The organism is Pseudarthrobacter siccitolerans, from assembly GCF_030823375.1.
Classification (GTDB): Bacteria; Actinomycetota; Actinomycetes; order Actinomycetales; family Micrococcaceae; genus Arthrobacter; species Arthrobacter siccitolerans_A.
Genome location: NZ_JAUSXB010000001.1, coordinates 804524 through 827510, shown reverse-complemented (window position 1 = coordinate 827510; position 22987 = coordinate 804524). Strand labels below are relative to the sequence as shown.

The 22987-nt window shown below is 65.8% G+C and carries 22 protein-coding genes, 1 tRNA gene, 1 other RNA gene and 1 pseudogene; 13 read left to right on the top strand and 12 right to left on the bottom strand.

What is annotated here, in order from left to right:
* Positions 1–45: 45 nt before the first annotated feature.
* The 3 genes from epsC to msrA all read right to left on the bottom strand — a co-directional run bounded on the left by epsC (position 46) and on the right by msrA (position 2196).
* On the bottom strand, positions 46–630 hold the full coding sequence (gene epsC, locus QFZ36_RS03940) for a serine O-acetyltransferase EpsC (protein WP_306634093.1): 585 nt from the start codon (positions 628–630) through the stop codon (positions 46–48).
* A 40-nt stretch (positions 631–670) separates the two neighbouring features.
* On the bottom strand, positions 671–1606 hold the full coding sequence (gene cysK, locus QFZ36_RS03935) for a cysteine synthase A (protein WP_306634091.1): 936 nt from the start codon (positions 1604–1606) through the stop codon (positions 671–673).
* 65 nt (positions 1607–1671) lie between these two features.
* The gene (gene msrA / locus QFZ36_RS03930; protein ID WP_306634090.1) at positions 1672–2196 is read right to left on the bottom strand and encodes a peptide-methionine (S)-S-oxide reductase MsrA; all 525 of its coding nucleotides are present in this window, start codon (positions 2194–2196) and stop codon (positions 1672–1674) included.
* A gap of 100 nt (positions 2197–2296) precedes the next feature.
* On the opposite strand from msrA, the gene QFZ36_RS03925 reads away from it, so the two are divergent.
* A complete protein-coding gene (locus QFZ36_RS03925; protein ID WP_306634088.1) occupies positions 2297–3235 on the top strand; it encodes a Nif3-like dinuclear metal center hexameric protein in 939 nt (312 codons plus the stop codon).
* Positions 3236–3383: 148 nt separating this feature from the next.
* Complete coding sequence (locus QFZ36_RS03920) at positions 3384–4121, top strand: zinc ribbon domain-containing protein (RefSeq protein WP_306634086.1); 738 nt, start codon at positions 3384–3386, stop codon at positions 4119–4121.
* Positions 4122–4143: 22 nt separating this feature from the next.
* Here the strand turns inward: QFZ36_RS03920 and QFZ36_RS03915 are convergent, their stop codons facing one another.
* The gene (locus tag QFZ36_RS03915; RefSeq protein WP_306634085.1) at positions 4144–4908 is read right to left on the bottom strand and encodes a YaaA family protein; all 765 of its coding nucleotides are present in this window, start codon (positions 4906–4908) and stop codon (positions 4144–4146) included.
* Between the two features lie 55 nt (positions 4909–4963).
* On the opposite strand from QFZ36_RS03915, the gene rnpB reads away from it, so the two are divergent.
* The 5 genes from rnpB to QFZ36_RS03890 all read left to right on the top strand — a co-directional run bounded on the left by rnpB (position 4964) and on the right by QFZ36_RS03890 (position 8878).
* Positions 4964–5355, top strand: an RNA gene (gene rnpB / locus QFZ36_RS03910) — RNase P RNA component class A.
* Between the two features lie 45 nt (positions 5356–5400).
* On the top strand, positions 5401–5943 hold the full coding sequence (locus QFZ36_RS03905) for a TspO/MBR family protein (RefSeq protein ID WP_306634083.1): 543 nt from the start codon (positions 5401–5403) through the stop codon (positions 5941–5943).
* 256 nt (positions 5944–6199) lie between these two features.
* Positions 6200–7678, top strand: a complete 1479-nt coding sequence (locus tag QFZ36_RS03900) for a glyceraldehyde-3-phosphate dehydrogenase (protein WP_306634082.1) — start codon at positions 6200–6202, stop codon at positions 7676–7678.
* Between the two features lie 77 nt (positions 7679–7755).
* Entirely contained in the window at positions 7756–7965 is a 210-nt protein-coding gene (locus tag QFZ36_RS03895; RefSeq protein ID WP_306634080.1) for a hypothetical protein, read from the top strand.
* Between the two features lie 115 nt (positions 7966–8080).
* Positions 8081–8878 carry an HNH endonuclease family protein gene (locus QFZ36_RS03890; protein WP_306634079.1) on the top strand — a complete coding sequence of 266 codons (798 nt, stop codon included), beginning with the start codon at positions 8081–8083 and terminating at the stop codon, positions 8876–8878.
* A gap of 81 nt (positions 8879–8959) precedes the next feature.
* On the opposite strand, the gene def is transcribed toward QFZ36_RS03890, so the two are convergent.
* From def to orn, 3 genes are all read right to left on the bottom strand, one after another.
* The gene (def, locus tag QFZ36_RS03885; RefSeq protein WP_306634078.1) at positions 8960–9532 is read right to left on the bottom strand and encodes a peptide deformylase; all 573 of its coding nucleotides are present in this window, start codon (positions 9530–9532) and stop codon (positions 8960–8962) included.
* A gap of 112 nt (positions 9533–9644) precedes the next feature.
* A tRNA-His gene (locus QFZ36_RS03880) sits at positions 9645–9717 on the bottom strand.
* 128 nt (positions 9718–9845) lie between these two features.
* On the bottom strand, positions 9846–10475 hold the full coding sequence (gene orn, locus QFZ36_RS03875; RefSeq protein ID WP_306634076.1) for an oligoribonuclease: 630 nt from the start codon (positions 10473–10475) through the stop codon (positions 9846–9848).
* A 154-nt stretch (positions 10476–10629) separates the two neighbouring features.
* Here orn and mptB point away from each other — a divergent pair, with 154 nt between their 5' ends.
* The gene (gene mptB, locus QFZ36_RS03870) at positions 10630–12186 is read left to right on the top strand and encodes a polyprenol phosphomannose-dependent alpha 1,6 mannosyltransferase MptB (RefSeq protein ID WP_306634074.1); all 1557 of its coding nucleotides are present in this window, start codon (positions 10630–10632) and stop codon (positions 12184–12186) included.
* On the opposite strand, the gene QFZ36_RS03865 is transcribed toward mptB, so the two are convergent.
* Positions 12179–12862, bottom strand: coding sequence for a DNA alkylation repair protein (locus QFZ36_RS03865; RefSeq protein WP_306634073.1), 684 nt, complete (start codon positions 12860–12862; stop codon positions 12179–12181). The genes mptB and QFZ36_RS03865 overlap by 8 nt on opposite strands.
* Positions 12863–13031: 169 nt before the next feature.
* On the opposite strand from QFZ36_RS03865, the pseudogene QFZ36_RS03860 reads away from it, so the two are divergent.
* Positions 13032–13400: pseudogene (locus tag QFZ36_RS03860) on the top strand (aldose 1-epimerase family protein); the annotation flags it as partial.
* A 223-nt stretch (positions 13401–13623) separates the two neighbouring features.
* On the opposite strand, the gene QFZ36_RS03855 reads toward QFZ36_RS03860, so the two are convergent.
* Both QFZ36_RS03855 and QFZ36_RS03850 read right to left on the bottom strand, forming a co-directional pair.
* On the bottom strand, positions 13624–14361 hold the full coding sequence (locus tag QFZ36_RS03855) for an alpha/beta hydrolase (protein WP_306639085.1): 738 nt from the start codon (positions 14359–14361) through the stop codon (positions 13624–13626).
* Entirely contained in the window at positions 14358–15491 is a 1134-nt protein-coding gene (locus tag QFZ36_RS03850; protein ID WP_306634072.1) for a LacI family DNA-binding transcriptional regulator, read from the bottom strand. The genes QFZ36_RS03855 and QFZ36_RS03850 overlap by 4 nt, the downstream gene beginning before the upstream one ends.
* Before the next feature lie 173 nt (positions 15492–15664).
* On the opposite strand from QFZ36_RS03850, the gene QFZ36_RS03845 reads away from it, so the two are divergent.
* The 3 genes from QFZ36_RS03845 to QFZ36_RS03835 are packed head-to-tail and all read left to right on the top strand — an operon-like array spanning position 15665 to position 18902.
* A complete protein-coding gene (locus tag QFZ36_RS03845; RefSeq protein WP_306634071.1) occupies positions 15665–16834 on the top strand; it encodes a Gfo/Idh/MocA family protein in 1170 nt (389 codons plus the stop codon).
* On the top strand, positions 16834–18048 hold the full coding sequence (locus QFZ36_RS03840) for a dihydrodipicolinate synthase family protein (RefSeq protein WP_306634070.1): 1215 nt from the start codon (positions 16834–16836) through the stop codon (positions 18046–18048). The genes QFZ36_RS03845 and QFZ36_RS03840 overlap by 1 nt, the downstream gene beginning before the upstream one ends.
* On the top strand, positions 18045–18902 hold the full coding sequence (locus QFZ36_RS03835) for a sugar phosphate isomerase/epimerase family protein (protein ID WP_306634068.1): 858 nt from the start codon (positions 18045–18047) through the stop codon (positions 18900–18902). Before QFZ36_RS03840 ends, QFZ36_RS03835 begins: the two co-directional genes overlap by 4 nt.
* Before the next feature lie 108 nt (positions 18903–19010).
* Here the strand turns inward: QFZ36_RS03835 and xylB are convergent, their stop codons facing one another.
* Both xylB and xylA read right to left on the bottom strand, forming a co-directional pair.
* A complete protein-coding gene (gene xylB / locus QFZ36_RS03830) occupies positions 19011–20429 on the bottom strand; it encodes a xylulokinase (RefSeq protein WP_306634067.1) in 1419 nt (472 codons plus the stop codon).
* 2 nt (positions 20430–20431) lie between these two features.
* The gene (gene xylA / locus QFZ36_RS03825) at positions 20432–21619 is read right to left on the bottom strand and encodes a xylose isomerase (RefSeq protein WP_306634065.1); all 1188 of its coding nucleotides are present in this window, start codon (positions 21617–21619) and stop codon (positions 20432–20434) included.
* 131 nt (positions 21620–21750) lie between these two features.
* On the opposite strand from xylA, the gene QFZ36_RS03820 reads away from it, so the two are divergent.
* On the top strand, positions 21751–22974 hold the full coding sequence (locus QFZ36_RS03820; RefSeq protein ID WP_306634064.1) for an ROK family protein: 1224 nt from the start codon (positions 21751–21753) through the stop codon (positions 22972–22974).
* Positions 22975–22987 lie beyond the last annotated feature (13 nt).

The following is a 22987-nucleotide window of genomic DNA, read 5'->3' as shown; positions in this document are numbered from 1 at the left end:
TTATCTGTGTGCCGGCTTAGGCAGCGGTAAGGCCGCCACGAACTGTCAGATCCGGTACTCGATGTCGTATTCAGCCGGGTCCACTGCGGGTTTGGTTTCCCGCTGGGCGTCCCGGTGGCGCCATTTGGCGGGCACGCCTGTGACGATGGATTCCGGCGGCGCGTCCTTGACCACCACGGCGTTCGCGCCCACGGCACTGTCCCGGCCGATGGTGATCGGGCCGAGGATTTTGGCACCGGCGCCGATGGTCACCCGGTCCCCAATGGTGGGATGGCGCTTGATCCGTGCGAGCGAGCGTCCACCGAGGGTGACGCCGTGGTAGATCATCACGTCTTCGCCGATCTCCGCGGTCTCACCGATGACCACTCCCATGCCGTGGTCGATGAAGAACCTCCGGCCGATCGTGGCACCCGGATGGATTTCGATGCCGGTCCAGGACCGGCCCAGCTGGGAAAGCAGCCGCGCCGGAAACCGCAGGCTGGGTGTCTGCCACAGCCGGTGGGTCAGGCGGTGGATCCAGATGGCGTGCAGGCCGGAATAGGCGAAAAAGTTCTCAAAAGAACCTCGAGCCGCCGGGTCGTGGGACCGGGCGGCGTCGAGGTCTTCTTTCAGTCTTGCGAAAAAGCCCACAAAGTTCTTTCTACAGGAAACGGGCGGAGGGTGGTTCTAATCAGCCGCGGATGTCGTCATACAGCACCGTGGAGATGTAACGCTCGCCAAAGTCGCAGACCACGGCCACGATCAGCTTGCCCGCGTTCTCCGGGCGCTTCGCCAGTTCAAGGGCGCCCCACACGATGGCGCCGGAGGAGATGCCACCCAGGATGCCTTCCTTGGTGCCGAGTTCCCGGGCCACGCGGACGGAGTCCTCAAGGGTGGCATCCAGGACTTCGTCGTAAACATTGGTGTCCAGGATTTCGGGCACGAAGTTGGCGCCGATGCCCTGGATCTTGTGCGGGCCGGGTGCGCCGCCGTTGAGGATGGCGGAGTCCTTCGGTTCGATCGCGACGATCTGCACGCCGGGCTTGCGTTCCTTCAGGACCTGGCCGACGCCGGTGACGGTTCCGCCGGTGCCGATGCCGGCAACGAAGATGTCCACGGCGCCGTCCGTGTCGGCCCAGATTTCCTCAGCGGTGGTGCTGCGGTGGATCTCGGGGTTGGCCTCGTTGGCGAACTGCTGTGCCCAGATCGAGTTCTCCGTGCCGGCCACAATCTCCTGGGCCTTCTCCACGGCGCCGCGCATGCCCTCGGAACCCGGGGTCAGCACAATCTCGGCACCAAAGGCGCGCAGCATAACGCGGCGCTCGGTGGACATGGTCTCCGGCATGGTCAGGATGACCTTGTAGCCGCGGGCAGCGCCCACCATGGCCAGGGCGATGCCCGTGTTGCCGGAGGTACCTTCCACGATGGTTCCGCCGGGCTTCAGGGCACCTGATTTCTCCGCCGCGTCCACGATGGCGACGCCGATGCGGTCCTTCACGCTGTTGGCCGGGTTGTAGAACTCGAGCTTGACCGCAACCGTTGCATCCAGCCCCTCGCTGAGCCGGTTGAGCTTAACGAGCGGGGTGCCGCCCACCAGCTGGGTCACATCGTCATAAATCCGTGCCATGTAGATACGCCTATCTCGTCAAGGGTGAATACTGAGGTCAGCCTAACGAGGCCGCGTAACACCCGCTAAGCGTTAAGCCATGCAGAGTAATATTTCCTGGCCTTCGCGAGCTTGGGGTTGATGATCACCTGGCAGTACCCCTGCTCCGGGTGCTTGGCGTAGTAGTCCTGGTGGAATTCCTCGGCGACGTAAAACCGGGGGAGGCGGCTGACTTCAGTGACGATGGGATGCGCCCACAGGGCCTGGTTCCGTTCGATGGCTTCCTCGAACAGGATCTTCTCTTCGGTGGTTTCGTAAAACATCGACGAGCGGTATTGCGTGCCCACGTCGTACCCCTGGCGGTTGAGGGTGGTGGGGTCATGCAGGGCGAAGAACATGTCCAGGATGACCTCCGCCGGGATGATGTCCTCGTCGAACGTCACCGCCACCACCTCGGCATGCCCGGTGGTGCCATTGCAGACCGAGTAGTAGTCCGGGTTGGGATCGTGGCCCCCGGTGTAGCCGGACACCACCGAGCTGACGCCCTTGGTCTTCTGGTAGACGGCGTCGAGGCACCAGAAGCAGCCTCCGCCTAAAACAAAAGTTTTCATGACCTCTTCAATGGTTGGCGGGACCGGATGATTCCCGGGCCATCCACCAGCCGCGCCTAAAGGCGCTGCCCGGACGCTGTGATGGGGTAAAACTAAGACTATGGAACCTGTGGACACCGACGTTACCGGCCAGGAGAAACACGACGGCGAGAATCACGACGGCGGCGCCCCTTCCGGTGAGGAAGCGGCGGTTGAGCGGCCCCAGGCTCCCACGCTGGGCGAGCTGCTCCTGGCCGTTGAGGAACTGTGGCCGGAGTCCCTGGCGGAGAACTGGGACGAAGTGGGCCTGGTGGCAGGGCACCCGTCCACACCCGTCACGCGGGTCATGTTTGCCGTGGATCCCACACTCGAGGTCATCGATGAGGCCGTGGCATGGGGTGCCGAGCTCCTGATCACCCACCATCCGCTGCTCCTCAGGGGGGTCACCACAGTGGCCGCCACTACTCCCAAAGGACGGGCAATCCACCGGCTTATCGAGTCCGGCACTGCCCTGCTGACCGTTCACACGAATGGTGATTCCGCCGTCGGAGGTGTCTCCGATGTCCTCGCGGACGCTCTGGGCCTGCAGAACGTGGCCCCGCTCACTGTTGCCGCAAACGGCCTCCCCGAAGAAGGGATCGGCCGCGTAGGGGACCTGGCCGATGCCATGACGCTGGGAGATTTCGCCGCCCGGGTCTTCGGCATCCTGCCCTCGGTCGCCGGGGGAGTGCGCGTTTCCGGGGACAAGGACGGCCTGGTGCGGCGGGTTGCCGTATGCGGCGGCGCCGGAGACTCGCTCTTCAACGAGGTGCGCGCCAGCAACGCAGATGTTTACGTCACCGCGGACCTGCGCCACCACCCCGCCTCCGAGGCCCGGGAAGCTGCGTTGAACGGCAGGCCCTACCTGGTGGACGTCTCGCATTTCGCCAGCGAATGGCTGTGGTTGCCCGCCGCAGCCGCGGCCCTGGGCAATGTCCTCGCTGACCAGGGCCACGACGTGGAAATCCAGGTCAGCACCACCAACAGTGATCCCTGGGACTTCATCCTGACTCCGGGCTGAGCCTGGCGTCCGAAGTCCGCCGCCGGGCCACACCCGCGGTAACCCGGAAAGGGGCTCAGCGAGGCAGCCGAGCAGGCCAGGCGCTAGAGTCTAGGAAGCGCCGGTACGGTGCCCGGCTCCGGCCGGCAGGGAGCAAGCGGAGGTAACAGTGGCGAAGGCAGCACCGGCGGAACAGTTGAAGTTGCTTGAGCTGCAGGGGCTGGACGCCAGGCTGAAGTCACTTGCAAACCGCCGCCGCACGCTGGAGAACGATCCCAGGATCAAGGACCTCGAAGCCGCTCTTTCCGTCGCCAACGGTGAGCTCGGGGCCGCCAAAGTGGCCGTGCACGACGCCGAGGCCGAACTGAAGCGCGCCGAGGCGGATGTGGAGCAGGTTGCTTCGCGGATTGAACGGGACGAGGCGCGGCTGAACAGCGGCACTGGCCTGTCCAAGGACCTCGTCGCCCTGCAGAAAGACATTGCCTCCCTGAACAAGCGCCGCTCGGACCTTGAGGACGTGGAACTCGAAGTCCTCGAGAGGCTTGACACGCTCCGCGCCAAACAGGCGGCACAGCAGGCGATTGTGGACGACATCCAGGGATCCTTCGGCGGTATCCGCGCCGAGCTGGACGCTGCGTTGGCCGAGGTGGAAGCCGAAGCCGCCGGGCTGCGCACCAGCCGGGCCGAATTCGCGGCCGGTCTCGATGCCGGCCTGGTGGCAGTTTATGAAAAGACCCTGGCCAAGCGTGGCGTGGGGGCAGCCCGGCTGTTCCATGGCACCTCCGAAGCCTCCGGAATGAAGCTGAGCCCCGGCGACCTCGCCGAGATCAAGGCCGCTGCAGCGGAGGACATCGTTTTTTGCCCGGATTCCGGCGCCATCCTGGTCCGCTCGGAGGAGTGGGCCTGACTTAGCGGGTCCAGGCCGGCGATCAGCCCGGCAGGATGATGTTCAGCGCGTGGGGTTTCCGTGCCGAACCCGGTATGAGTTCGGCCGCCCACTTCTCGCGGCCTGCCTTGAGGAGCTGCGCCGGGGTCTCCGGTGCCTTGCCCCGCCGCGCCAGCAGGTGCCGGGCCAGCTCGCCCCGTGTGTGCTTCGCAAAGTGGCTGACCACCTTGCGGGCGCCGTTCACCTCGGTAAAGACGTTGACCGTGACGGTCTGTGCCGCCGGGGGAGCCCACGCTGCGGCATAGGTACTGGACCGGCAATCCACCAGCAGGTGCCCGGCGGCGGACTCAGCCAGCGCATCGGAGAGCTGGGGCTTCCAGAATGAGGCGAGACGGCCGACGTCGGGCAGGGCAGTCCCCATGGACAGGCGGTAGGCGGGAACGCTGTCGCCGAAGCGGATGGCGCCCCACAACGCCGAAATCACCAGGACGGACTCGTCGGCTTTCCGCCGCTGCGCCGCGGTGAGTGTCTTGTAGCCCAGGGCGTCGTACAGCACGCCGGAATAGATCTGGTGGGCCGGAGCCGCCGGCTCCGCGTGAAGCCGGGTGTTGCGCTCGACGTCGTCCTTCAGGGAAGCTCCAACGCCCAGCAGGGCGAGGGCATCCTCGTGCGCGCTCACCGTACCGAGCGCATCCAGCACTTTTGCCCGGTAGGTGTTCAGCTGCGGAAAGCTGAGGGAAGGCCAGTCGACCGCGGATCCGCGGACCGCGGGGGTCTTGCCTTCGGAAGGGGGAAGCAGAATCAGCACCGTCCGATCCTACCGGCGCAGGGTAAGCACCCATCGCCGGTAGACTGGAACCGGATGGGTTGACCAGGCGGCCGCGCGTCACGAAAGTGGCTCGAGGAACGTCCGGGCTCCACAGGGCAGGGTGGTGGGTAACGCCCACTCGGGGTAACCCGCAGGCCAGTGCCACAGAAAACAGACCGCCTGGGTCGCGCCGGTTTGAAAGCGGCACGAAACAGGTAAGGGTGAAACGGTGGTGTAAGAGACCACCAGCTTCCCGGGTGACCGGGAAGGCTAGGTAAACCCCACCCGGAGCAAGGCCAGACAGGACACGTTCGAGGGCTGCCCGCCCGAGTGTCCGGGTAGGCCGCTGGAGGGCGCCGGCAACGGCGTTCGTAGATGGATGGCCGCTACTCCCGTGCCGGCAACGGAACGGGAGCACAGAACCCGGCGTATCGGTCAACCCGTCCATCCAATCCCGTTTGACCTTGGAAGCTGTGTTGGGGATGCTGGACCGTGCCCGTTAACCCTGATGGACAAGCCGTCCCTGTAACCGCAGGACGGCCCGTCCCCTCAACCGGCAGGCAAGTGGCGGCCCTGGCCGGATTCCTGGCCCTTTCCTATGCAGTGTGCATGCTCGCCTCCATCCCGATCATCCTCCACTCGAGCGGCTGGTTCGCCGCCTCCGCCAAGGCGCCGTGGATGCCTGCCGGGTGGATGTTCCGGACAGTGTGGATCGGGCTCTACGCCTGCATCGGACTGTCCGCCTGGCTGGTGTGGCGCAGGCGGGCACTGACAGGCAATCTCCTTTGGTCCTTCGGCCTGCAGCTGTTGCTTAACCTGGCGTGGCCATTCATGTTCTTTGCCATGTACCCCACGCTCGGTTCCGCTGCCCTCTGGCTGGCCTTCGCCGTCATCTGCGCGCTGGCCGTCGTCCTGGCCCTGCTGATTGTGGAAGCCGGCCCGGTCCATACCTGGGCCGGCCTGCTGCTGCTGCCCTACTTTTCGTGGGTGGTGTTCTCCGCAAGCCTTAACCTGTATTCCGCACTCCACAACTAAAGCGGCCCATGCCACCGAACCCTGTGTGAGTGATTTCACGCGGCTCGGGCCGTCCCGGGGCACTCTGCCAATTTAGAATGGATAACGGACGCAGGAGTTCTTCCGCCGGAGTTGCGTTCGCAGCCGGCGGTTTTCTTTTGCATACAATCCAGGCGCCTGGGGAACAACCCCGCAGGTGCCGGTGCCCCTGGACATCATCAGGTGGCCGACATCCGTGTACGAGGACGTACGCGGCTGAACCGAGGAAGGTATTTCTGTGAGCCAGACGTCAGATTCTTGTCTTGATACGTGGATGGGCCGCGAGGCCCTCGCCGAGGCCATGATTCCGGTGATCGGCCGGCTGTACCGCGACAACAACGTGGTCACCAGCATCCACGGCCGGAGCCTGATCAACAAGTCCACCATGAACATCCTGAAGGCGCACCGCTTCGCGCGCAGAATGAGCAAGGATGAATTGCTGCTGGAGGAAACCGCTCCGCTCCTGAACACCCTGGCGGGGCTGGAGCTTGGTGCTGCAGCGATCGACATCGCCCGGCTGAACCAGAAGTTCAAGGAAGAGGGCGGCGACGCCACCCTGGAGGAGTTCCTCCGCGAAGAGCTCGCTGAGATCGTGGGCAAGCGCGGCGGCGACGACCGCACCAGCACCGATGTTGTGCTCTACGGCTTTGGCCGTATCGGCCGGCTCCTGGCCCGCCTCCTGATCGAAAAGGCCGGCGGCGGCCACGGCCTGCGGCTGCGCGCCATCGTGGTCCGCAGGGGTTCCGACAACGATCTGTCCAAGCGCGCCAGTCTGCTGCGCCGCGACTCGGTCCACGGCTCCTTCGAGGGCACCATCCGCGTTGACGAGGCAGCCAACACCATCACCGCCAACGGTGTCCAGGTGCAGGTCATCTACTCGGACAACCCCGCCACCATCGACTACACCGCCTACGGGATCAGCAATGCGCTCGTGGTGGACAACACAGGCCGCTGGCGCGACGCCGAAGGCCTGTCCCAGCACCTGCAGAGCAAGGGCGTGGCACGGGTTCTCCTGACTGCCCCGGGCAAGGGCGAACTGAAGAACATCGTCCACGGCATCAACCACCGCACCATCGAGGCCTCGGACCAGATCGTATCTGCGGCTTCCTGCACCACGAACGCCATCACTCCGGTCCTGAAGGCCATCAATGACAAGTTCGGCGTGGTCCACGGCCACGTCGAGACGGTCCACTCCTTCACGAACGACCAGAACCTGATTGACAACTTCCACAAAGGCGACCGCCGTGGCCGCTCCGCCGCCCTGAACATGGTGATCACCGAAACCGGCGCCGCCAAGGCCGTGGCCAAGGCCCTGCCCGAACTGCTGGGCAAGCTCACCGGAAGCTCCATCCGCGTCCCCACCCCGGACGTTTCCCTGGCCATCCTGAACCTGAGCCTGGAAAACGGGACCACCAAGGACGAGGTCAACGAATACCTGCGGGAGATGTCGCTGCACTCGGACCTGCGCAAGCAGATCGACTACATCGACTCGCCTGAAGTTGTCTCGACCGATTTCGTCGGCTCCCGGCGTGCGGGCATCGTGGACGGCCTGGCGACCATCTCCAACGAGAAGAACCTGGTGCTCTACGTCTGGTACGACAACGAGTTTGGTTACAGCTGCCAGGTGGTCCGCGTCATGGAAGAAATGGCCGGGGTCAACCCGCCGTCCTTCCCTGCCAAGGAAACGGCCTCAGCCCTGGCGGCCATCGCCGTCTGATCCGCCCCACGGGCGGTCGTCCGGATTTCCCGGCTGATTCGCTGGAATCAGCCGGGAAACGGGACCACACTGGTGCCATGGAAAAAGATTCGACGCTTGAGCACGAAACCACCCTGGAACACGCCCTGGACGTGGCCAAGGCCAACCACAAAGAAGCCGTCCGGCTGCTGGAAGGCGCCCGCGCCGGGCACGCCACCGGCGACGTCGGGGAGGACCGGGTGCGGCAGCTCGAGGGACTCCTGGCCATTGCCGAGGAGGACCTCCGGCGGGTGATGCGGGAACAGTAGCCACCGTCCGATGTGACCTTTCACTCGCCCTCCACAGTGTGGATATCTGCAAGGATGGCGGGCCGGTGTCCTAGGCTCTTCTGGTGCATGACGATACCGGACGGGCCGAAGCCCCATGACCGTGAGCTGGTCCGCCTACCGGCGTGCCCGCCGGCGTTCCCGCCAGGCGTGGGCAGTCCTGGTGCTGGCTGCCTTTTCGGCACTCGCCGCACTGTTCTGGTTCTTCACCGCCGGCCAGTTTGCCGTTGCAGGGCCGGCCGCTTCCGGGCCAACAGAAGCTCCCGTTTTTGATCCCGTCTGGATGAAACCTGTGGTGCCGGTGCACCCAGTGCCCGAAGGCACGGCACTCTCGGCGCTGGACGGCCTTGCTGTCAAAGGACGCGCCGCCAAGGACTCCTACGACCGGGAAGCCTTTGGCCAGGCCTGGCAGGATGTTGACCGGAACGGCTGCGATACACGCAACGACATCCTGCGGCGGGACCTGGCCGGTGTGGTATTCGTTGAAGGCTCCAAATGCCGGGTGGCAGCCGGCTCATTCCAGGAGCCCTATACAGGCCAGTTCGTTGACTTCCGGCGCGGCTCCGACAGCAGCCGGGCGGTCCAGATTGATCATGTGGTCGCCTTGGGAGACGCCTGGCAAAAGGGTGCCCAGGGACTCACTGCCGCCCAGCGGCAGAGTCTAGCCAACGATCCGCTGAACCTCATCGCCGCCGACGGACCGGCGAACCAGCAGAAAAGCGCCGGCGACGCCGCCACCTGGCTGCCGAAAAACACGTCACTCCGTTGCCATTACGTCGCCCGCCAAATTTCCGTCAAGGTAGCCTACGGCCTCTGGGTCACGGAAGTGGAAAAGGATGCCATGAAGCGCGTCCTGGGGTCCTGCCCGGACCAGCAGACGGTGTCAGCCCGCTAAGCGCAGGCGGCCAGGTCTCCTGCCTCGCCAGCCAGAGGCCCGGGCGGGCAAAGGCAGCCAGGCCGCGTGCCGCCGTCGTGCCTAATGTCCGAAGGGGTCCGGGTCAACACCCGGCATCCACGTCAGCCCGGGAACTCCCCAGCCGCTCTTCTTGGCCTGCTTCAGCGCTTTGCGCGCATAGCGGTCCATGAGGCGGTTGACGTAGAGCTTCCCATCAAGGTGGTCGTACTCGTGCTGGATGACCCGGGCGAACCAGCCCGTGGCCTCAAACCTCACCGGCTGGCCGAAGCCGTCAAAACCCTCCACGCGCGCCCACTCTGCCCGCTTGAGCGGATACACTCCGCCGGGGAAGGACAGGCAGCCCTCTTCCTCCTCGTCGGGATCCGGGACGGCGCCGGAGATCTTCGACAACGTGAGGACCGGGTTCACCAGCACGCCGGTGGGGGGAGCGCCGTCGTCATTGGCGTATTTGTAGATGAAGATCCTCTTGCCGACTCCCACCTGCGGTGCGGCGAGGCCGACGCCGTTGGCGGCATCGTTTGTTTCGAACATGTCCGCAATCAGGGTCCGCAGCTCGTCGTCGAAGACTTCAACTTCGGCCGCCCGCCGGTGAAGTACGGGCTCGCCCCAGATGGTGATGGGCAGAACAGTCATCTCGCGGTCCTCCGGCGGTATGCAGTGCAGAAGCAGTTGATGCAAAACAAAGGAGGCCGCACCGGATATCCGGTGCGGCCTCCTTGCTGGACGGTCAATACCATCCGCTGAGGGTGAGCTACGGGGGTTGAACCCGCGACCTCCTGGACCACAACCAGGCGCTCTGCCAACTGAGCTAAGCCCACCATGCGCCCTGCAGATTTACCGGCTAACGGCTCTCTGGAAAGGCAACTCAAATAGCTTACCTGCTCTTCAGGGGTGCTTCGTCCACTTTTGCCGATTTCAACGAAATTTCCGGCAAACGTGGCGCAGATTACGCTCCTGCCTGCTGTCCGTCCGCGGGACTGGTGATGCGCCTGGCGATCTGCTGGGCCGTGGCGCTGTCCGGTCCGGGCGACGGCACGAAGACCGCATCCCGGTAGTAGCGCAGTTCATCAATGGAGTCCTGGATGTCGCCCAGGGCCCGGTGGCCGCCCTTTTTCGCCGGCGACTGGAAGTAGGCTCTGGCAAACCAGCGGCGGGAGAGTTCCTTGATGGTGCTGACATCAATCACGCGGTAGTGGAGGTGCTCCACCACGGCCGGCATGTCGCGGGAGAGGAAGACGCGGTCCGTTCCCACCGAGTTGCCGCCCAAAGGTGCCTTGCGGGGATCCGGCACCCACTTTGAGATGTATTCCATCACCGCCAATTCGGCCTCCGCCATGGTGATGCCGTGGGGGAGTTCCTTGAGAAGGCCCGATTTGGTGTGCATGTCCCGGACGAAGTCGTTCATCTGGGCCAGGGCGGCGTCGTCCGGTTTGATCACGACGTCCACGCCGTCGCCGAGGATGTTCAGTTCCGAGTCGGTGACCAGCGCGGCAACCTCGATCAAGGCATCATTCTTGATGTCCAGACCGGTCATTTCGCAGTCGATCCAGACGATTCGTTCGTTAGATATAGGCACCGGACCAGCCTACCGTTACACCTCCCTGGTGCCCGCCGGTGCTAGGATTTCGGGTACGCGGCGGGACCACTTGCTGTCGTTGTAACCCGCTTGTGCCGGCTATGCGGCCCGCCGGGCAGAATCGCGCAAACGCAACAGATTGGACCATCCTGAGATGACGGCGCCTGTGCCTGCAGCGGGGGAACTGGCTGCCGCGGACACTGCTGCAGCAGACGGGGCCGAGGTCGATAATCCCCGCTCGCCGCTCCTGGCCGGATTCGTGGGCTCGATGTTTATGCTGATCGGGTCCCTGGGGGTGGGCTGGCTGGCCCCTGTTTCCGAACTCCGCAGGATGCCGCTGTTCATCTGGATGCGGGCCGAAGCTGGCGGCGTTGCCCTCTCCATCATCCTGCTCGCAGTAGGCGGAATGCTCCTGGTGCGCGCCTGGCTGCGGCTGGGCCAGCGCATCCGCGTGTGGGGAGACCAGGCCCGCCGGGCGACGCTGATGGCAGTGGTGGCCTGGGGGCTGCCCATGATGTTCAGCGTCCCGTTGTTCAGCCGTGACGTCTACGCGTACATCGGGCAGGGCCGCCTGATGGTGGAGGGGTTTAACCCGTACGAGAACGGCATCTCGGCCCTGTCCAACTACTTCCAGCTGGGTGCCGACAAGATGTGGACCGAAGCCCCGGTTCCCTACGGCCAGCTGTTCCTGTGGATCGAGCAGTTTGTGGTGTGGTCCACCAATGTCCAGCCTGAGGCCAGCGTGATGCTGTTCCGGCTGGTGGCCGTGGCCGGCGTGGTCCTGTGCGTGATCTACGTGCCCAAACTCGCTGAGCTGCACGGCGTCAACCCCAACCGGGCGCTCTGGCTGACGGCCGCCAATCCACTGTTCCTGACCAACTTCATCGCCAGCGTCCACAACGATGCGCTCATGATCGGGCTGGCCCTTGCCGGCATCTATTACTCGGCCACGCGGCGTGTGGTCCGCGGCATCGTCCTGGTGACGCTGTCCATCGCCGTCAAGCCCATCACCATCGTTTTCCTGCCGTTCATTGGGCTCCTGTGGGCAGGGAAAGAAGCCGGCTGGCTTCGGAAGTTTGCCTTCTGGGGCCTGACAGCAGGACTGAGCCTGGGCATCCTGGTGCTGATGAGCCTCGTCAACGGTTTTGGGTTCGGCTGGATCAACGGGCTTTCCGCCCCGGGAAGTATCTACATCTGGTACGCGCCGGTGGGGCTGATCGGCATGGTGGTCGCCTCGCTGGCCAATGCGTTTGGGCTGAACGGGCTGGTCCTTGCCGGGTGGGTGTTCGACGCCGGGAAGTTGCTGGCGGTGGGCATCGCCGCCTGGCAGATCTTCCGCGGCGGGCATGACCGCCTCATCCGCCGGCTCACCCTTGCGTTCGCGGCGATTGTTGTCCTGGCGCCCATGATCCAGTCCTGGTACGTGGTGTGGCTCATTCCGTTGTTCGCCGTGACGGGAATCAGGAACGACTGGCAGGTCAAGGCCCTCTACTTTGTGGTCTCGTTCTTTATGATCTATGCCATTTCCGACCAGCTGGAAGTCTTCCCCTATCTTCAGACCGCCGACCTTGGGCTGGCGCTGGCCCTGGCACGTGTCGCCGCTGCCCTCACCGGCCTGCTGTTCGGCCTCTACCTGATTTTCTGGGATCCCCGCACGCGGAGCCTCTTTCGGAAGAGTGCGGACCCGGTGGTCGAACGGCCGGTCATCTAGGCAGGTTCTTCAGTGCCTCACGGCGGGACAGCGGGCTGATGTTGCCCTCGTGCCCGGCCACAAAGTGTGCCACCCACTCCGGTGCTGTCTTCGCGTATTCCCGCAGAGCCCAGCCAATCGCCTTGCGGATGAAGAATTCGGGGTCAGCCAGGTTCACCTCGATGACGCTGCGGAGGAGTTCAGGATCGGTGCGCGCCTTGGCCTTGAGCTGCGCGGTGAGGGAAGCGCGCCTGATCCAGAAGTCCGCATCAGTGCTCCAGCCCAGAACAACGGCGGTCATTTCCGGCCGGTTGGCCTGCAGCAGCGCACAGATGCGGCCGGCCACGCCGTCAGCAAAGTCCCACCACGCCCCGTGGCGGATGATCTCCTCGTAGACCGGGAGCATCAGCAGGTCCGTGGCCACCAGCCTGCCCGCGGTCAGGTCGATGGCCGCATACCGTTCCTCCCGGAACCCGGCGGTGCGCCACAGTTCCAGGGCCGTGGCCCGAAGCTGGCCGCCGGAGCCGAACGGATAGCGGGCAACCGCCGCTGCCGTCAGCCGGCGCACCTCCGGCACCCTGACGCCGAGCGAGGGCATGATGGATTTCATGTATGCCTGCACGCCCGAAGCCCGTGCCGGATCTGCCCGGCCGCGGAGCTGGCTGCGGATGAGCTCGAGGAGTTCGCGGTTCACCATGCCGCAACTCTAGCCACTGTTCTGCTGTGACCGGCAGGACTCTTGGCGGCCACCCCGGGGCGGAAAAATCGGCTCCCTGCGATAGGATCATGAGCGCTAACAAATTGGGCTGCCGGATTGCCCGGGCGCAGGATATGCGGGGGAGCTGGACCTTTCCATCACCTACAGGGTGACGGCGAACGGGCTTCTCAGCACCGTGCGGGCCGCGAACGTCGGCACTGTGACCGCCCCGTACGGCGTTCGTCCGTATCCATACCTGGTGGCGGGCACCTCCATGCTGGATGACTGGACGCTGGAGCTGCCGGCTGCGGAGTTCCTTGAGGTGACCACTGACCGCTTGCTTCCCGTGGGCATCCGAAGCATGGACCGGTACGAGTTCGACTTCCGCAGCCCCCGTCGGCTGGGGCCCGTCAGGATCGACCACGCTTTCACCGGCCTTGCGCGCGGATCTGACGGGCGTGCCCGTGTTCGCGTCCAGGACCCTTCAGGAACAGGAGTGGAGCTGGAGTGGGGAGCCGAATGGCCCTGGGTCCAGATCCATACGGCGGACAAGCCGGTAGGGCCGGACAGGCTCGGTCTGGCAGTTGAGCCCATGACTGCCCGCCGGACGCATTCAACTCCGGCACCGACCTGGTCCATCTGCAGCCTGGCCGCACGCACGCCGCCGAATGGACCATCCAGGCGCTTGGCTAGCGAGTCCTGGTTCGGACCGGCCTGCCGCTTCCGGGCGGCTGCCGCGTTGATGAACGGGAAAGGCCCGGCTAACGCTCCGTCCAGCCCGCCCGGTCCAGCCAGCCGGCGCAGAGTGCGGGCCACAGGTCCGCGCCGGGCTGCTCCTCCGCCAGGCCCAGCCCGTGGCGGCCCTCGGGAAAGACATGGAGTTCGGCAGGCACGCCGGCGTTAAACAGGGCTGCGGTGTAGCCCAGGCTGTGGCTGACCGGCACTGCGGCGTCGTCCGCGGTGTGCCAGACGAACGCGGGTGGCGTCTCAGCGGTGACCTGCAGCTCGGCGGACAGTTCGGCAAGGAGGGCCTCCGACGGCGACTGGCCCAGAAGGTTGTCCACGGAACCCTGGTGCACCGCATGCATATAGGACACCACCGGATAGCACAGAACTGTGAGGTCCGGGATTGCCTCCGGAACGTCGAGCCCGGCGCTGCCGGTGGCCACGGCCGTGGAGAGGGTGGCAGCGAGGTGTCCGCCGGCGGAAAACCCGAGTACGCCTACACGCCGGGGATCGACCGCCAACCCCTGGGCACCGCTACGGATCTGCAGCATTGCCTCCTTTGCATCTTCAAGCGGAGCCGGGTGCCGGTCCGGGGCAACCCGGTACCGCAGCACGAAACCGTGAATCCCCAGCCCGGCCAGCCATTCGGCAACGGGCTCGGCCTCATGGTCTGCCTGGCGGCCATAGCCGCCACCGGGGAGGACCAGGACGGCGGGCCGGTCTCCGGATCCCGTGCGGGACGGCACCGCCGTCAGCTGCAGCGCCACCGTCAGGCGGCCGTTTCTGTGCTGCGCCGAAGCGTGACTTCGCCGGTGATGGGCTGGTGCCGCCCGCCGTCGTGCCCTGCCTCACCGGAACCGGCACTCACATCACCGGAAATGTCCTCACCAGCGCCCGTTGCGCCAGGAGCCGTGGCGCGGGTGGCCAGGCGCCCGATTTCTTCCAGCGGCAGGCGCACAGTGGAGAGTGCGGGGCGGAAATCCCGGAGCGTTTCGATGTCGTCAAAACCGGCGATGGTGGCATCCCGCGGGATCCGGAGCCCCTGGGAACGGAGCGCGGCCGCGGCCCCGATGGCCATCACGTCATTGACGGCAAAGATGCACAGTTTCCGTCCGGCCGGACCATCTGGGCCCTCTGCCTGGCCGGCCTTGATCCTGTCAGCAAGCTTAAGCCCGGCTTCGTACCCGCCGGCCCGGTTGAAGGCAGTGCGCAGGACCTCGGCAGGTTTGCGCCCGGCGGCTGCCAGGCCTTCCTGGAAGCCGCGGATCCGGTCGTCGGAGGTGAACAGTCCCTCCGGCCCGCCGATGATGACGAAGTCAGCGTCCGGACCGGCGGCGAGCTGGCCTGCCAGTGCCGCGGCGAGTTCCTGGTTGGGGACGGCCACCACGTGGTAGCCCGCCTCCGCTGTTGCACCCACCACCGGGTGGCCCACCACAGCTACCCGGCCGCCGTTGCGGCAGTACCTGTCCAGTTCTGCGGCCAGTTCGGCGTTGCCTTCCTTGTTCTCCGGCTGGGAGGAGCGGGAGCCAGCGATCACAATCGAATCAGCGCGGCGTGCGGCGAAAGCGGCTACTGCTTCCTTTTCCTCCGCCGGGGCGCCGCCGGTGGTGGCGAGCAGGACCATCCGGCGCTGCTCGCGGGCTGCTTCCTGCACTCCGCGGGCGATGGCGGCGAAATAGGGGTCGGCGATGTCGTGGACGATCAGGCCGATCAGTCCCGAGCTGGACTTCGCCAGCCCCTGGGCCTGCGCGTTGGGGATGTATCCGAGCGAGTCCGCGGCCTGGCGGACCCGGTCTGCAATGTCCGGCCCGGGCTTGCGTGCGGAGCCGTTGAGGACCCGGCTGGCAGTGGCCGGGGATACCCCGGCCAGCCGCGCCACCTCGGTAAGGGTACTTGCAGCCACAGCGTCTCCTGATCGGCTTTGTAGGGTCATTAAGCGTAACCACATTATGGCAGTTTTAAGATGGTTCTGGAAAGCGCTTGCCAATAAGTCTGGGGCGGTGCATGATTGACGCAGTGGGAATGCGCTTTCCCGAATCAGCTTGAGTAGAACTGCTCACTCACCGTGGAGGACTTATGGGCTTCGAGACAAAAACAATCCGCATCGCCATGAACGGCATCACCGGCCGGATGGGTTACCGCCAGCACCTGCTGCGCTCCATCCTTCCGATCCGCGATGCCGGCGGCTTCACGCTGGAGGACGGCACCCGTGTCCAGGTGGAGCCCATCCTGGTGGGCCGCAACGAAGCCAAGATCCGCGAACTGGCCGAAAAACACAAGGTCTCCGAGTGGAGCACCGATCTGGACGCCGTGATCAACGACCCCACCGTTGACATCGTCTTCGATGCCTCCATGACCAGCCTCCGCGCAGCCACCCTGAAAAAGGCCATGCTCGCCGGCAAGCACATCTTCACCGAGAAGCCCACGGCCGAAAGCCTCGAGGAAGCCATCGAGCTCGCCCGCATCGGCAAGGAATCCGGTGTCACCGCGGGCGTTGTCCACGACAAGCTGTACCTGCCCGGCCTGGTCAAGCTCCGCCGCCTGGTGGATGAAGGCTTCTTTGGCCGCATCCTCTCCATCCGCGGTGAATTCGGCTACTGGGTCTTCGAAGGCGATGTCCAGGCAGCACAGCGCCCGTCCTGGAACTACCGCAAAGAAGATGGCGGCGGAATGACCACGGACATGTTCTGCCACTGGAACTACGTCCTTGAGGGCATCATCGGCAAGGTCAAGAGCGTCAATGCCAAGACCGCCACCCACATCCCCGCCCGGTGGGACGAAGCCGGCAAGGAATACAAGGCCACGGCCGATGACGCCTCCTACGGCATCTTCGAACTCGAAACCCCCGCCGGGGAGGCTGTCGTCGGCCAAATCAACTCCTCCTGGGCCGTCCGCGTCTACCGTGACGAGCTGGTGGAATTCCAGATCGACGGCACGCACGGCTCCGCCGTCGCAGGGCTGAACAAGTGCGTTGCCCAGCAGCGCGCCCACACCCCGAAGCCCGTGTGGAACCCGGACCTGCCCGTCACGGAGTCCTTCCGCGACCAGTGGCAGGAAGTCCCGGCCAACGCTGAGCTGGACAATGGCTTCAAGCTGCAGTGGGAAGAGTTCCTCCGCGACGTCGTCGCTGGCCGCGAGCACCGCTTCGGCCTGCTCTCCGCAGCCCGCGGCGTCCAGCTCGCCGAGCTCGGACTGCAGTCCAACGACGAACGCCGCACCATCGACATCCCGGAGATCACGCTCTAATGACCTCACTCATCCTTCCCTCCTCCGACGGCGGCACCCGGGAATACCGGCTCCAGGGCGCCACGTCCTGGGCCCGCCCCTCCGCCCCGCTCACAGCGCGCCGCGCCTACGCTGCGGCCCATGTGATCCCCGAGGTCCTGGCAGACAACACCCCGGGTGCGCCCGCCCGGCTCGATTGGGAAGCCACTATGGCCTACCGCCACGAGCTGTGGTCCTACGGCCTGGGCGTTGCCGACGCCATGGACACAGCCCAGCGCGGCATGGGCCTGGACTGGGCAGCCACCCAGCAGCTCATCAAGCGCACCGGGGTGGAGGCCGCTTCGGTGGTTTCGTCCGGCAGTGCAGCCACGGCGGGCAAGTCCGTCCGGGACCTGGTGTCCTGCGGCGCGGGCACCGACCAGCTGGACATTGACTCCCTGCCGTTCGGCGAAGCCGGACTCAAAGCCGTCCTGGAGGCCTACCGCGAGCAGGTTGCCGTGATCACCGAGGCCGGGCCGAAGGTCATCATCATGGCCTCGCGCGCCCTGGCCAAAGTTGCCAGCGGGCCGGAGGACTACCTGAAGGTGTACTCCGCGCTGCTGCAGGAAGTGGACCAGCCCGTGATCCTCCACTGGCTGGGCACCATGTTCGATCCCGCGCTCGCCGGCTACTGGGGTTCGGACGACGTCGCCACGGCCACCGAAACGTTCCTTGGGCTCATCAAGGACAACGCGGCCAAGGTGGACGGCGTCAAAGTCTCGCTGCTCGACGCCAGCCACGAAGTGGCCCTGCGCGCTGCCCTGCCGGAAAGCGTCCGCCTCTACACCGGGGACGACTTCAACTACCCCGAACTGATCGACGGCGACGGCAGTCACCACTCGGACGCCCTGCTGGGCATCTTCGCGGCCATCTACCCCGCCGCTTCGGTGGCCCTGCAGAACTACGACGCCGGCAACGCCGCCAAGGCCCGCGAAATCCTGGACTCCACCCGCGAACTGGGCAAGCACATCTTCAGCGCACCCACGTTTTACTACAAGACCGGGATCGCGTTTATGTCCTGGCTCAACGGCAAGCAGCAGGGCTTCCAGATGGTGGGCGGGCTGCACTCCGGCCGCTCGGTATGCCACCTCGCCAAGACCTTCGAACTGGCGGACCAGGCCGGACTGCTGCGGGACCCGGCACTGGCTGCCTTCCGGATGTCCGACTACCTGCGCATCAACGGGGTGGGAGTATGACAATCAATTCAGGGACGTCCGACTTCTCGCGCCTGGCCATTAACAGTGCCACCACCAAGAAATGGACCCTCGCGCAGGTGGTTGACGGCTGCGTAAACGCCGGCATCCCTTCCATCGGGCCCTGGCGGGACCGCGTGGAGGAAGCCGGTCTGGACAAGGCCGCGCGCCTGATCAAGGACGCCGGACTTCGGGTTTCCTCTCTGTGCCGCGGCGGGTTCCTCACCGCTGCCGACCCGGAAGGTCAGGCTGCTGCCCTCGCGGACAACCGCGCCGCCATCCTCGAAGCCGTTGCCCTGGACACCAAGGAACTGTTCCTGGTGGTGGGCGGACTGGCGCCGGGGGAGAAGGACGTAGTGGCGGCCCGTCAGCGAGTCGCGGACCGCCTCGCCGACCTGGTTCCCTTCGCCGCCGAACACGGCGTCCGCCTGGTCCTGGAACCGCTGCACCCGATGTACGCAGCGGACCGTGCCCTGATCTCCACCCTGGGGCAGGCCCTGGACCTCGCAGCGCCCTTCGATGCGTCAACGGTGGGTGTCGCCGTCGATACCTTCCACGTCTGGTGGGACCCCGAGCTAAAGGCGCAGATCGAGCGTGCGGGACGCGAAAACCGCATTGCCTCCTACCAGGTGTGCGACTTCAACATGCCCATCGCCGCAGATCCGCTGCTGTCCCGCGGGTACATGGGCGACGGCGTAGTGGACTTTGCCACCATCGGCACCTGGGTGCGCGACGCCGGCTACACCGGTGACATCGAAGTCGAAATCTTCAATCAGGACATCTGGGACACGGACGGCAACACCGTCCTGGCCACAGTCAAGGAACGCTACGCAGAGCTTGTCCTCCCGTTCGCCTGACCTGAAATAGACCGCGGGCTCCTGCTAACGTCACGGCAGGAGCCTGCGCCCCACCCGAAAAAGACCCGGACCGCCGCAGCGGTCCGGGTCTTTTTCCGGGTCAACTTCCTAGGTATACATGGCGGCATACCGGCGGTAACGCGCCAGCACCCCGCCGTCGTCCTTCCCGGCAGGAAGGTCGACGGCGTCCAGCGCCCACTGCGGAAATTCTCCGGTGAGTGCCGCCGCGGCCTGGCGGGCTGCACCGTCGGCCACGTATTCACCAGGCCGGGGCACTGTGACGTTAATTCCGATCAGCTGTGCTGCCGCCAATTGGACGGCCGCGGACTGTGCGCCCCCGCCCACCAGGATGATCCGCCGGGCCTCCACGCCCTGTTCCTGCAGGGCGGCCAGTCCGTCTGCCAGCGAGCAGACCACACCCTCGACGGCGGCACGCGCCAGGTTCGCCGGCGTGTAGTTGGCGCGGGTGATGCCGTGCAGGGAACCGGTGGCATCCGGCAGGTTCGGCGTTCGCTCGCCGTCGAAATAGGGCACCAGGGTGAGGCCCCCCGCGCCCGGTTCGGCGGACAGCGCCAGCTCGCTGAACCCGGCAAGGCTGACGTCCAGCAGGGCTGCGGTGGCATCAAAAACGCGGGTGGCGTTGAGGGTGCACACAAGCGGCAGGTAATGCCCGGAAGCATCGGCGAACCCTGCCACGAGCCCTGACTGGTCGGCTGCCGGTGTGGTGGAGACGGCAAAGACCGTTCCGGAGGTACCCAGGGACATCACCACATCCCCTACTTGGGCACCCACGCCCAGCCCCGCCGCCGCGTTGTCCCCGGCGCCGGCCGCCAGGAGGGCGCCGTCCGGCGTCTTGCCTGCGACGTCCAGCGGGCCCAATACATCGGGCAGCAGCGGAACGTGCCCCAGCGAGGACTCCAGGACCCCGGGCAGGTACGCGCCCGCCGCCGCCGAATAATAGCCAGTGCCGGAGGCATCGGAACGGTCGGTGGCCAGCGCCTCGAGGTTGCCCGGGCCGCTGCCTGGGCCGTGGCCCATCAGCCGCCACGTCAGCCAGTCGTGCGGCAGGCAGACTGCCGCAACCTTCGCCGCGTTCTCCGGCTCGCTGGCGGCCAGCCAGTGCAGCTTGGTCAGCGTCAGCGACGCCACCGGGACGGTGCCCGTGGCACCGGCCCAGTAGCGGGCGCCGGCCGCAATGTCGCCGTCGCCAGCGGTCCTGATGAGGTCCTCGGCGGCGCCGGCACTGCGGGTGTCATTCCACAGCAGTGCCGGCCGGATGACCCGCCCATCGCTGTCCAGGCAGACCATGCCGTGCTGCTGTCCGCCTACGGAGACCGCTGCGACGTCGGACAGCCCGCCCGCCTGCTGTATCGCTTCCTGCAACGCGTCCCACCAGTGGTCGGGATGGACTTCCGAACCGTCCGGATGGCTGGCCCTGCCCTGCCGGACCAACATTCCGGTGTCCGCGTCGCGGATCACCACTTTGCATGACTGCGTGGAGCTGTCGATGCCTGCTACCAGAGCCATGGTCAGCGGGCGTTGAGGAGGTGTTCGATGGCGAGCTGGTTGAGGCGGACGAACGCGAAGGAGCGTTCGGCGGCCTTGTCGGCGTCGAAGTTCTCGAAGGCGGTGGTGTCTGCGAGCAGGTCCGCGGTGGTTTCACCGGCGGCGAGGGTGGGTTCGCCGAGTTCGCCCACGCCGGAGGCTGCGAGGGCGGCCTGGACTTCGGGGTCGGCGCGGAAGGCCAGGGCGCGTTCCTTCAGGAGCAGGTAGGTGGCCATGTTGGCTTTGGCGGATTCCCAGACGCCGTCGTAGCCGTCGGTGCGGGAGGGCTTGTAGTCGAAGTGGCGGGGGCCTTCGTAGCGGGGGCCGCCGTTGGGGAAGCCGTTTTCGAGCAGGTCCACGGTGAAGAACGCGCTGGTCAGGTCGCCGTGGCCGAAGACGAGGTCCTGGTCGTATTTGATGCCGCGCTGGCCGTTGAGGTCGATGTGGAAGAGTTTGCCGGACCAGAGGGCCTGGGCGATGCCGTGGGTGAAGTTCAGCCCGGCCATCTGTTCGTGCCCGGTTTCGGGGTTCAGGCCCACGATGTCGCCGTGTTCGAGCTGGGCGATGAAGGCCAGGCCGTGGCCGACGGTGGGCAGGAAGATGTCGCCGCGGGGTTCGTTGGGCTTGGGTTCCAGGGCGATGCGGAGGTTGTAGCCCTTGTCCTTGATGTAGGCCGCGGCGGTGTCCACGCCTTCCTTCATGCGGTCCAGGGCGGCGGCGAGGTCCTTGGAGCCGTCGTATTCGCTGCCTTCGCGGCCGCCCCACATCACGAACGTCTCGGCGCCGAACTCTGCGGCGGAGTCAATGTTGCGCAGCACCTTGGACAGGGCGAAGCGGCGGATGGAGCGGTCGTTGGAGGTGAACCCGCCGTCCTTGAAGACCGGGTGGCTGAACAGGTTGGTGGTCACCATGGGGACCTTCAGGCCGGTCTCGGCCAGGGCTGCCTTGAAGTTCTTCAGGATCAGGTCCCGCTCCGAAGCGGTGGCATCAAACGGGACCAGGTCGTTGTCGTGGAAGGTGATGCCGTAAGCGCCCAGTTCAGCCAGGCGGTGCACGGCCTCCATCGGATCCAGGGCGGCACGTGTGGCGACGCCGAACGGGTCAGCACCGGTCCAGCCAACAGTCCAAAGACCGAAGGTGAACTTGTCGGCGGGGGTGGGGGAAAGAGTCATGATGCGTCCTTGCAGTCAGTGGGGCCCGTTGGGACCAGTTAGTTTATCGCTTGAACTATATAAGCGTGGTTACGCTAGGGTCAAGAGCAACGGGCATGTCCAGGACGCCCGGTTTATCCGAGAGGCCGGCCATGGCATACACCGCAGCAGGACCTGTGCTGTCCGAGGCGGCCGCCCCCGGAAACATGGGCGACGTGCGCAGGAGCAATCTCGCCCTGGTGCTGGGCAGGGTTGTGCAGTCCCCGCCCGGGTCCCACCTGACGCGGGCGCAGATTGCGGCGTCCACGCGGCTGACCAAAGCTTCCGTATCGAGCATTGTCCTGGACCTTCTCGACGCCGGCATCCTGCGGGAAAGAGGGCTCAACCCCCAGGGGGAACGCGGCCGGCCGGGAGTGGGGCTGGAACTGAATCCCGCCCGCGGTGTTATCGGCATGGAAATCAACGTGGACTACATCGCGGCAGGCGTGACGGACCTTTCCGGGGCTGTGGTCGTGCAGGAGATCCGTGAGCGGGACAACCGTGACAGTGAAGATGCGCCGGTGCTGGCTGCCCTCGCTGCCCTTGCCGCTGAGGTGCGGACGGCAGCCACGGAAAAGGGGGTGGAGGTCCTCGGGGGAGGGCTTGCTGTACCCGGACTTGTGGATGCCGGCAACTCCACCGTCATTGCGGCCCCCAACCTCGGCTGGCTGGACATCAAACTCGACCTGGACCGGCTGCTTCCCGGCCTGCCGTTGGGTGTCACCCTCTTCAATGAGGCCAAGGCTGCTGCCCTTGCCGAACTGGCCCATGGGCCGGCCGGGAGGCACGACTTTCTCTATGTGTCAGGCGAGGTGGGTGTAGGTGGCGGGCTGGTCATTGGATCGGAGCTCTTTACCGGCCCGGAAGGCCATGCCGGAGAAGTGGGACATATTGTGGTGGATCCCGAAGGCAGCCGCTGTTCATGCGGCGGAACGGGCTGCTTGGAGACCATTGCCGGGCAGGACGCCATCTTCGCTGCCGCAGGCATCGCAGGCAAGGTGAGGTCGGAGAGCATGTCCGCGCTGCTGGCCGCGCTCACCGGGGAGCAGCCGGAGGCGTTGCGGGCCGTCCAGCGTGCAGGGAGATCGCTCGGAGTTGCAGTGGCGTCCACGGCCCGGGTGGTAAATATCGCGGCAGTAGTGCTTGGCGGGCACTTCGCCGTCCTGGACCAGTGGCTGCGACCGTCCCTGGTGGAAAGCCTGGCCACATATGCTCCCGGCAAGATACTGCCGGAACACATCACCACCGCAGCCGTGGGCGAGGGTGGGGCACTGCTGGGTGCCGCCGGCAGCGTGGTCCGTTCCCTGGTGGAAGCGCCGCACCGGCTACAGTCCTGAACGGCCCCTGCCC

What these genes read in the sequence shown, in the direction of transcription:
- cysK (WP_306634091.1), bottom strand. Translation starts at nt 1,606, where the DNA reads ATGGCACGGATTTATGACGATGTGACCCAGCTGGTGGGCGGCACCCCG.
- msrA (WP_306634090.1), bottom strand. Translation starts at nt 2,196, where the DNA reads ATGAAAACTTTTGTTTTAGGCGGAGGCTGCTTCTGGTGCCTCGACGCC.
- QFZ36_RS03925 (WP_306634088.1), top strand. Translation starts at nt 2,297, where the DNA reads ATGGAACCTGTGGACACCGACGTTACCGGCCAGGAGAAACACGACGGC.
- QFZ36_RS03895 (WP_306634080.1), top strand. Translation starts at nt 7,756, where the DNA reads ATGGAAAAAGATTCGACGCTTGAGCACGAAACCACCCTGGAACACGCC.
- QFZ36_RS03890 (WP_306634079.1), top strand. Translation starts at nt 8,081, where the DNA reads ATGACCGTGAGCTGGTCCGCCTACCGGCGTGCCCGCCGGCGTTCCCGC.
- def (WP_306634078.1), bottom strand. Translation starts at nt 9,532, where the DNA reads ATGACTGTTCTGCCCATCACCATCTGGGGCGAGCCCGTACTTCACCGG.
- mptB (WP_306634074.1), top strand. Translation starts at nt 10,630, where the DNA reads ATGACGGCGCCTGTGCCTGCAGCGGGGGAACTGGCTGCCGCGGACACT.
- QFZ36_RS03865 (WP_306634073.1), bottom strand. Translation starts at nt 12,862, where the DNA reads ATGGTGAACCGCGAACTCCTCGAGCTCATCCGCAGCCAGCTCCGCGGC.
- QFZ36_RS03845 (WP_306634071.1), top strand. Translation starts at nt 15,665, where the DNA reads ATGGGCTTCGAGACAAAAACAATCCGCATCGCCATGAACGGCATCACC.
- QFZ36_RS03840 (WP_306634070.1), top strand. Translation starts at nt 16,834, where the DNA reads ATGACCTCACTCATCCTTCCCTCCTCCGACGGCGGCACCCGGGAATAC.
- QFZ36_RS03835 (WP_306634068.1), top strand. Translation starts at nt 18,045, where the DNA reads ATGACAATCAATTCAGGGACGTCCGACTTCTCGCGCCTGGCCATTAAC.
- xylB (WP_306634067.1), bottom strand. Translation starts at nt 20,429, where the DNA reads ATGGCTCTGGTAGCAGGCATCGACAGCTCCACGCAGTCATGCAAAGTG.
- xylA (WP_306634065.1), bottom strand. Translation starts at nt 21,619, where the DNA reads ATGACTCTTTCCCCCACCCCCGCCGACAAGTTCACCTTCGGTCTTTGG.
- QFZ36_RS03820 (WP_306634064.1), top strand. Translation starts at nt 21,751, where the DNA reads ATGGCATACACCGCAGCAGGACCTGTGCTGTCCGAGGCGGCCGCCCCC.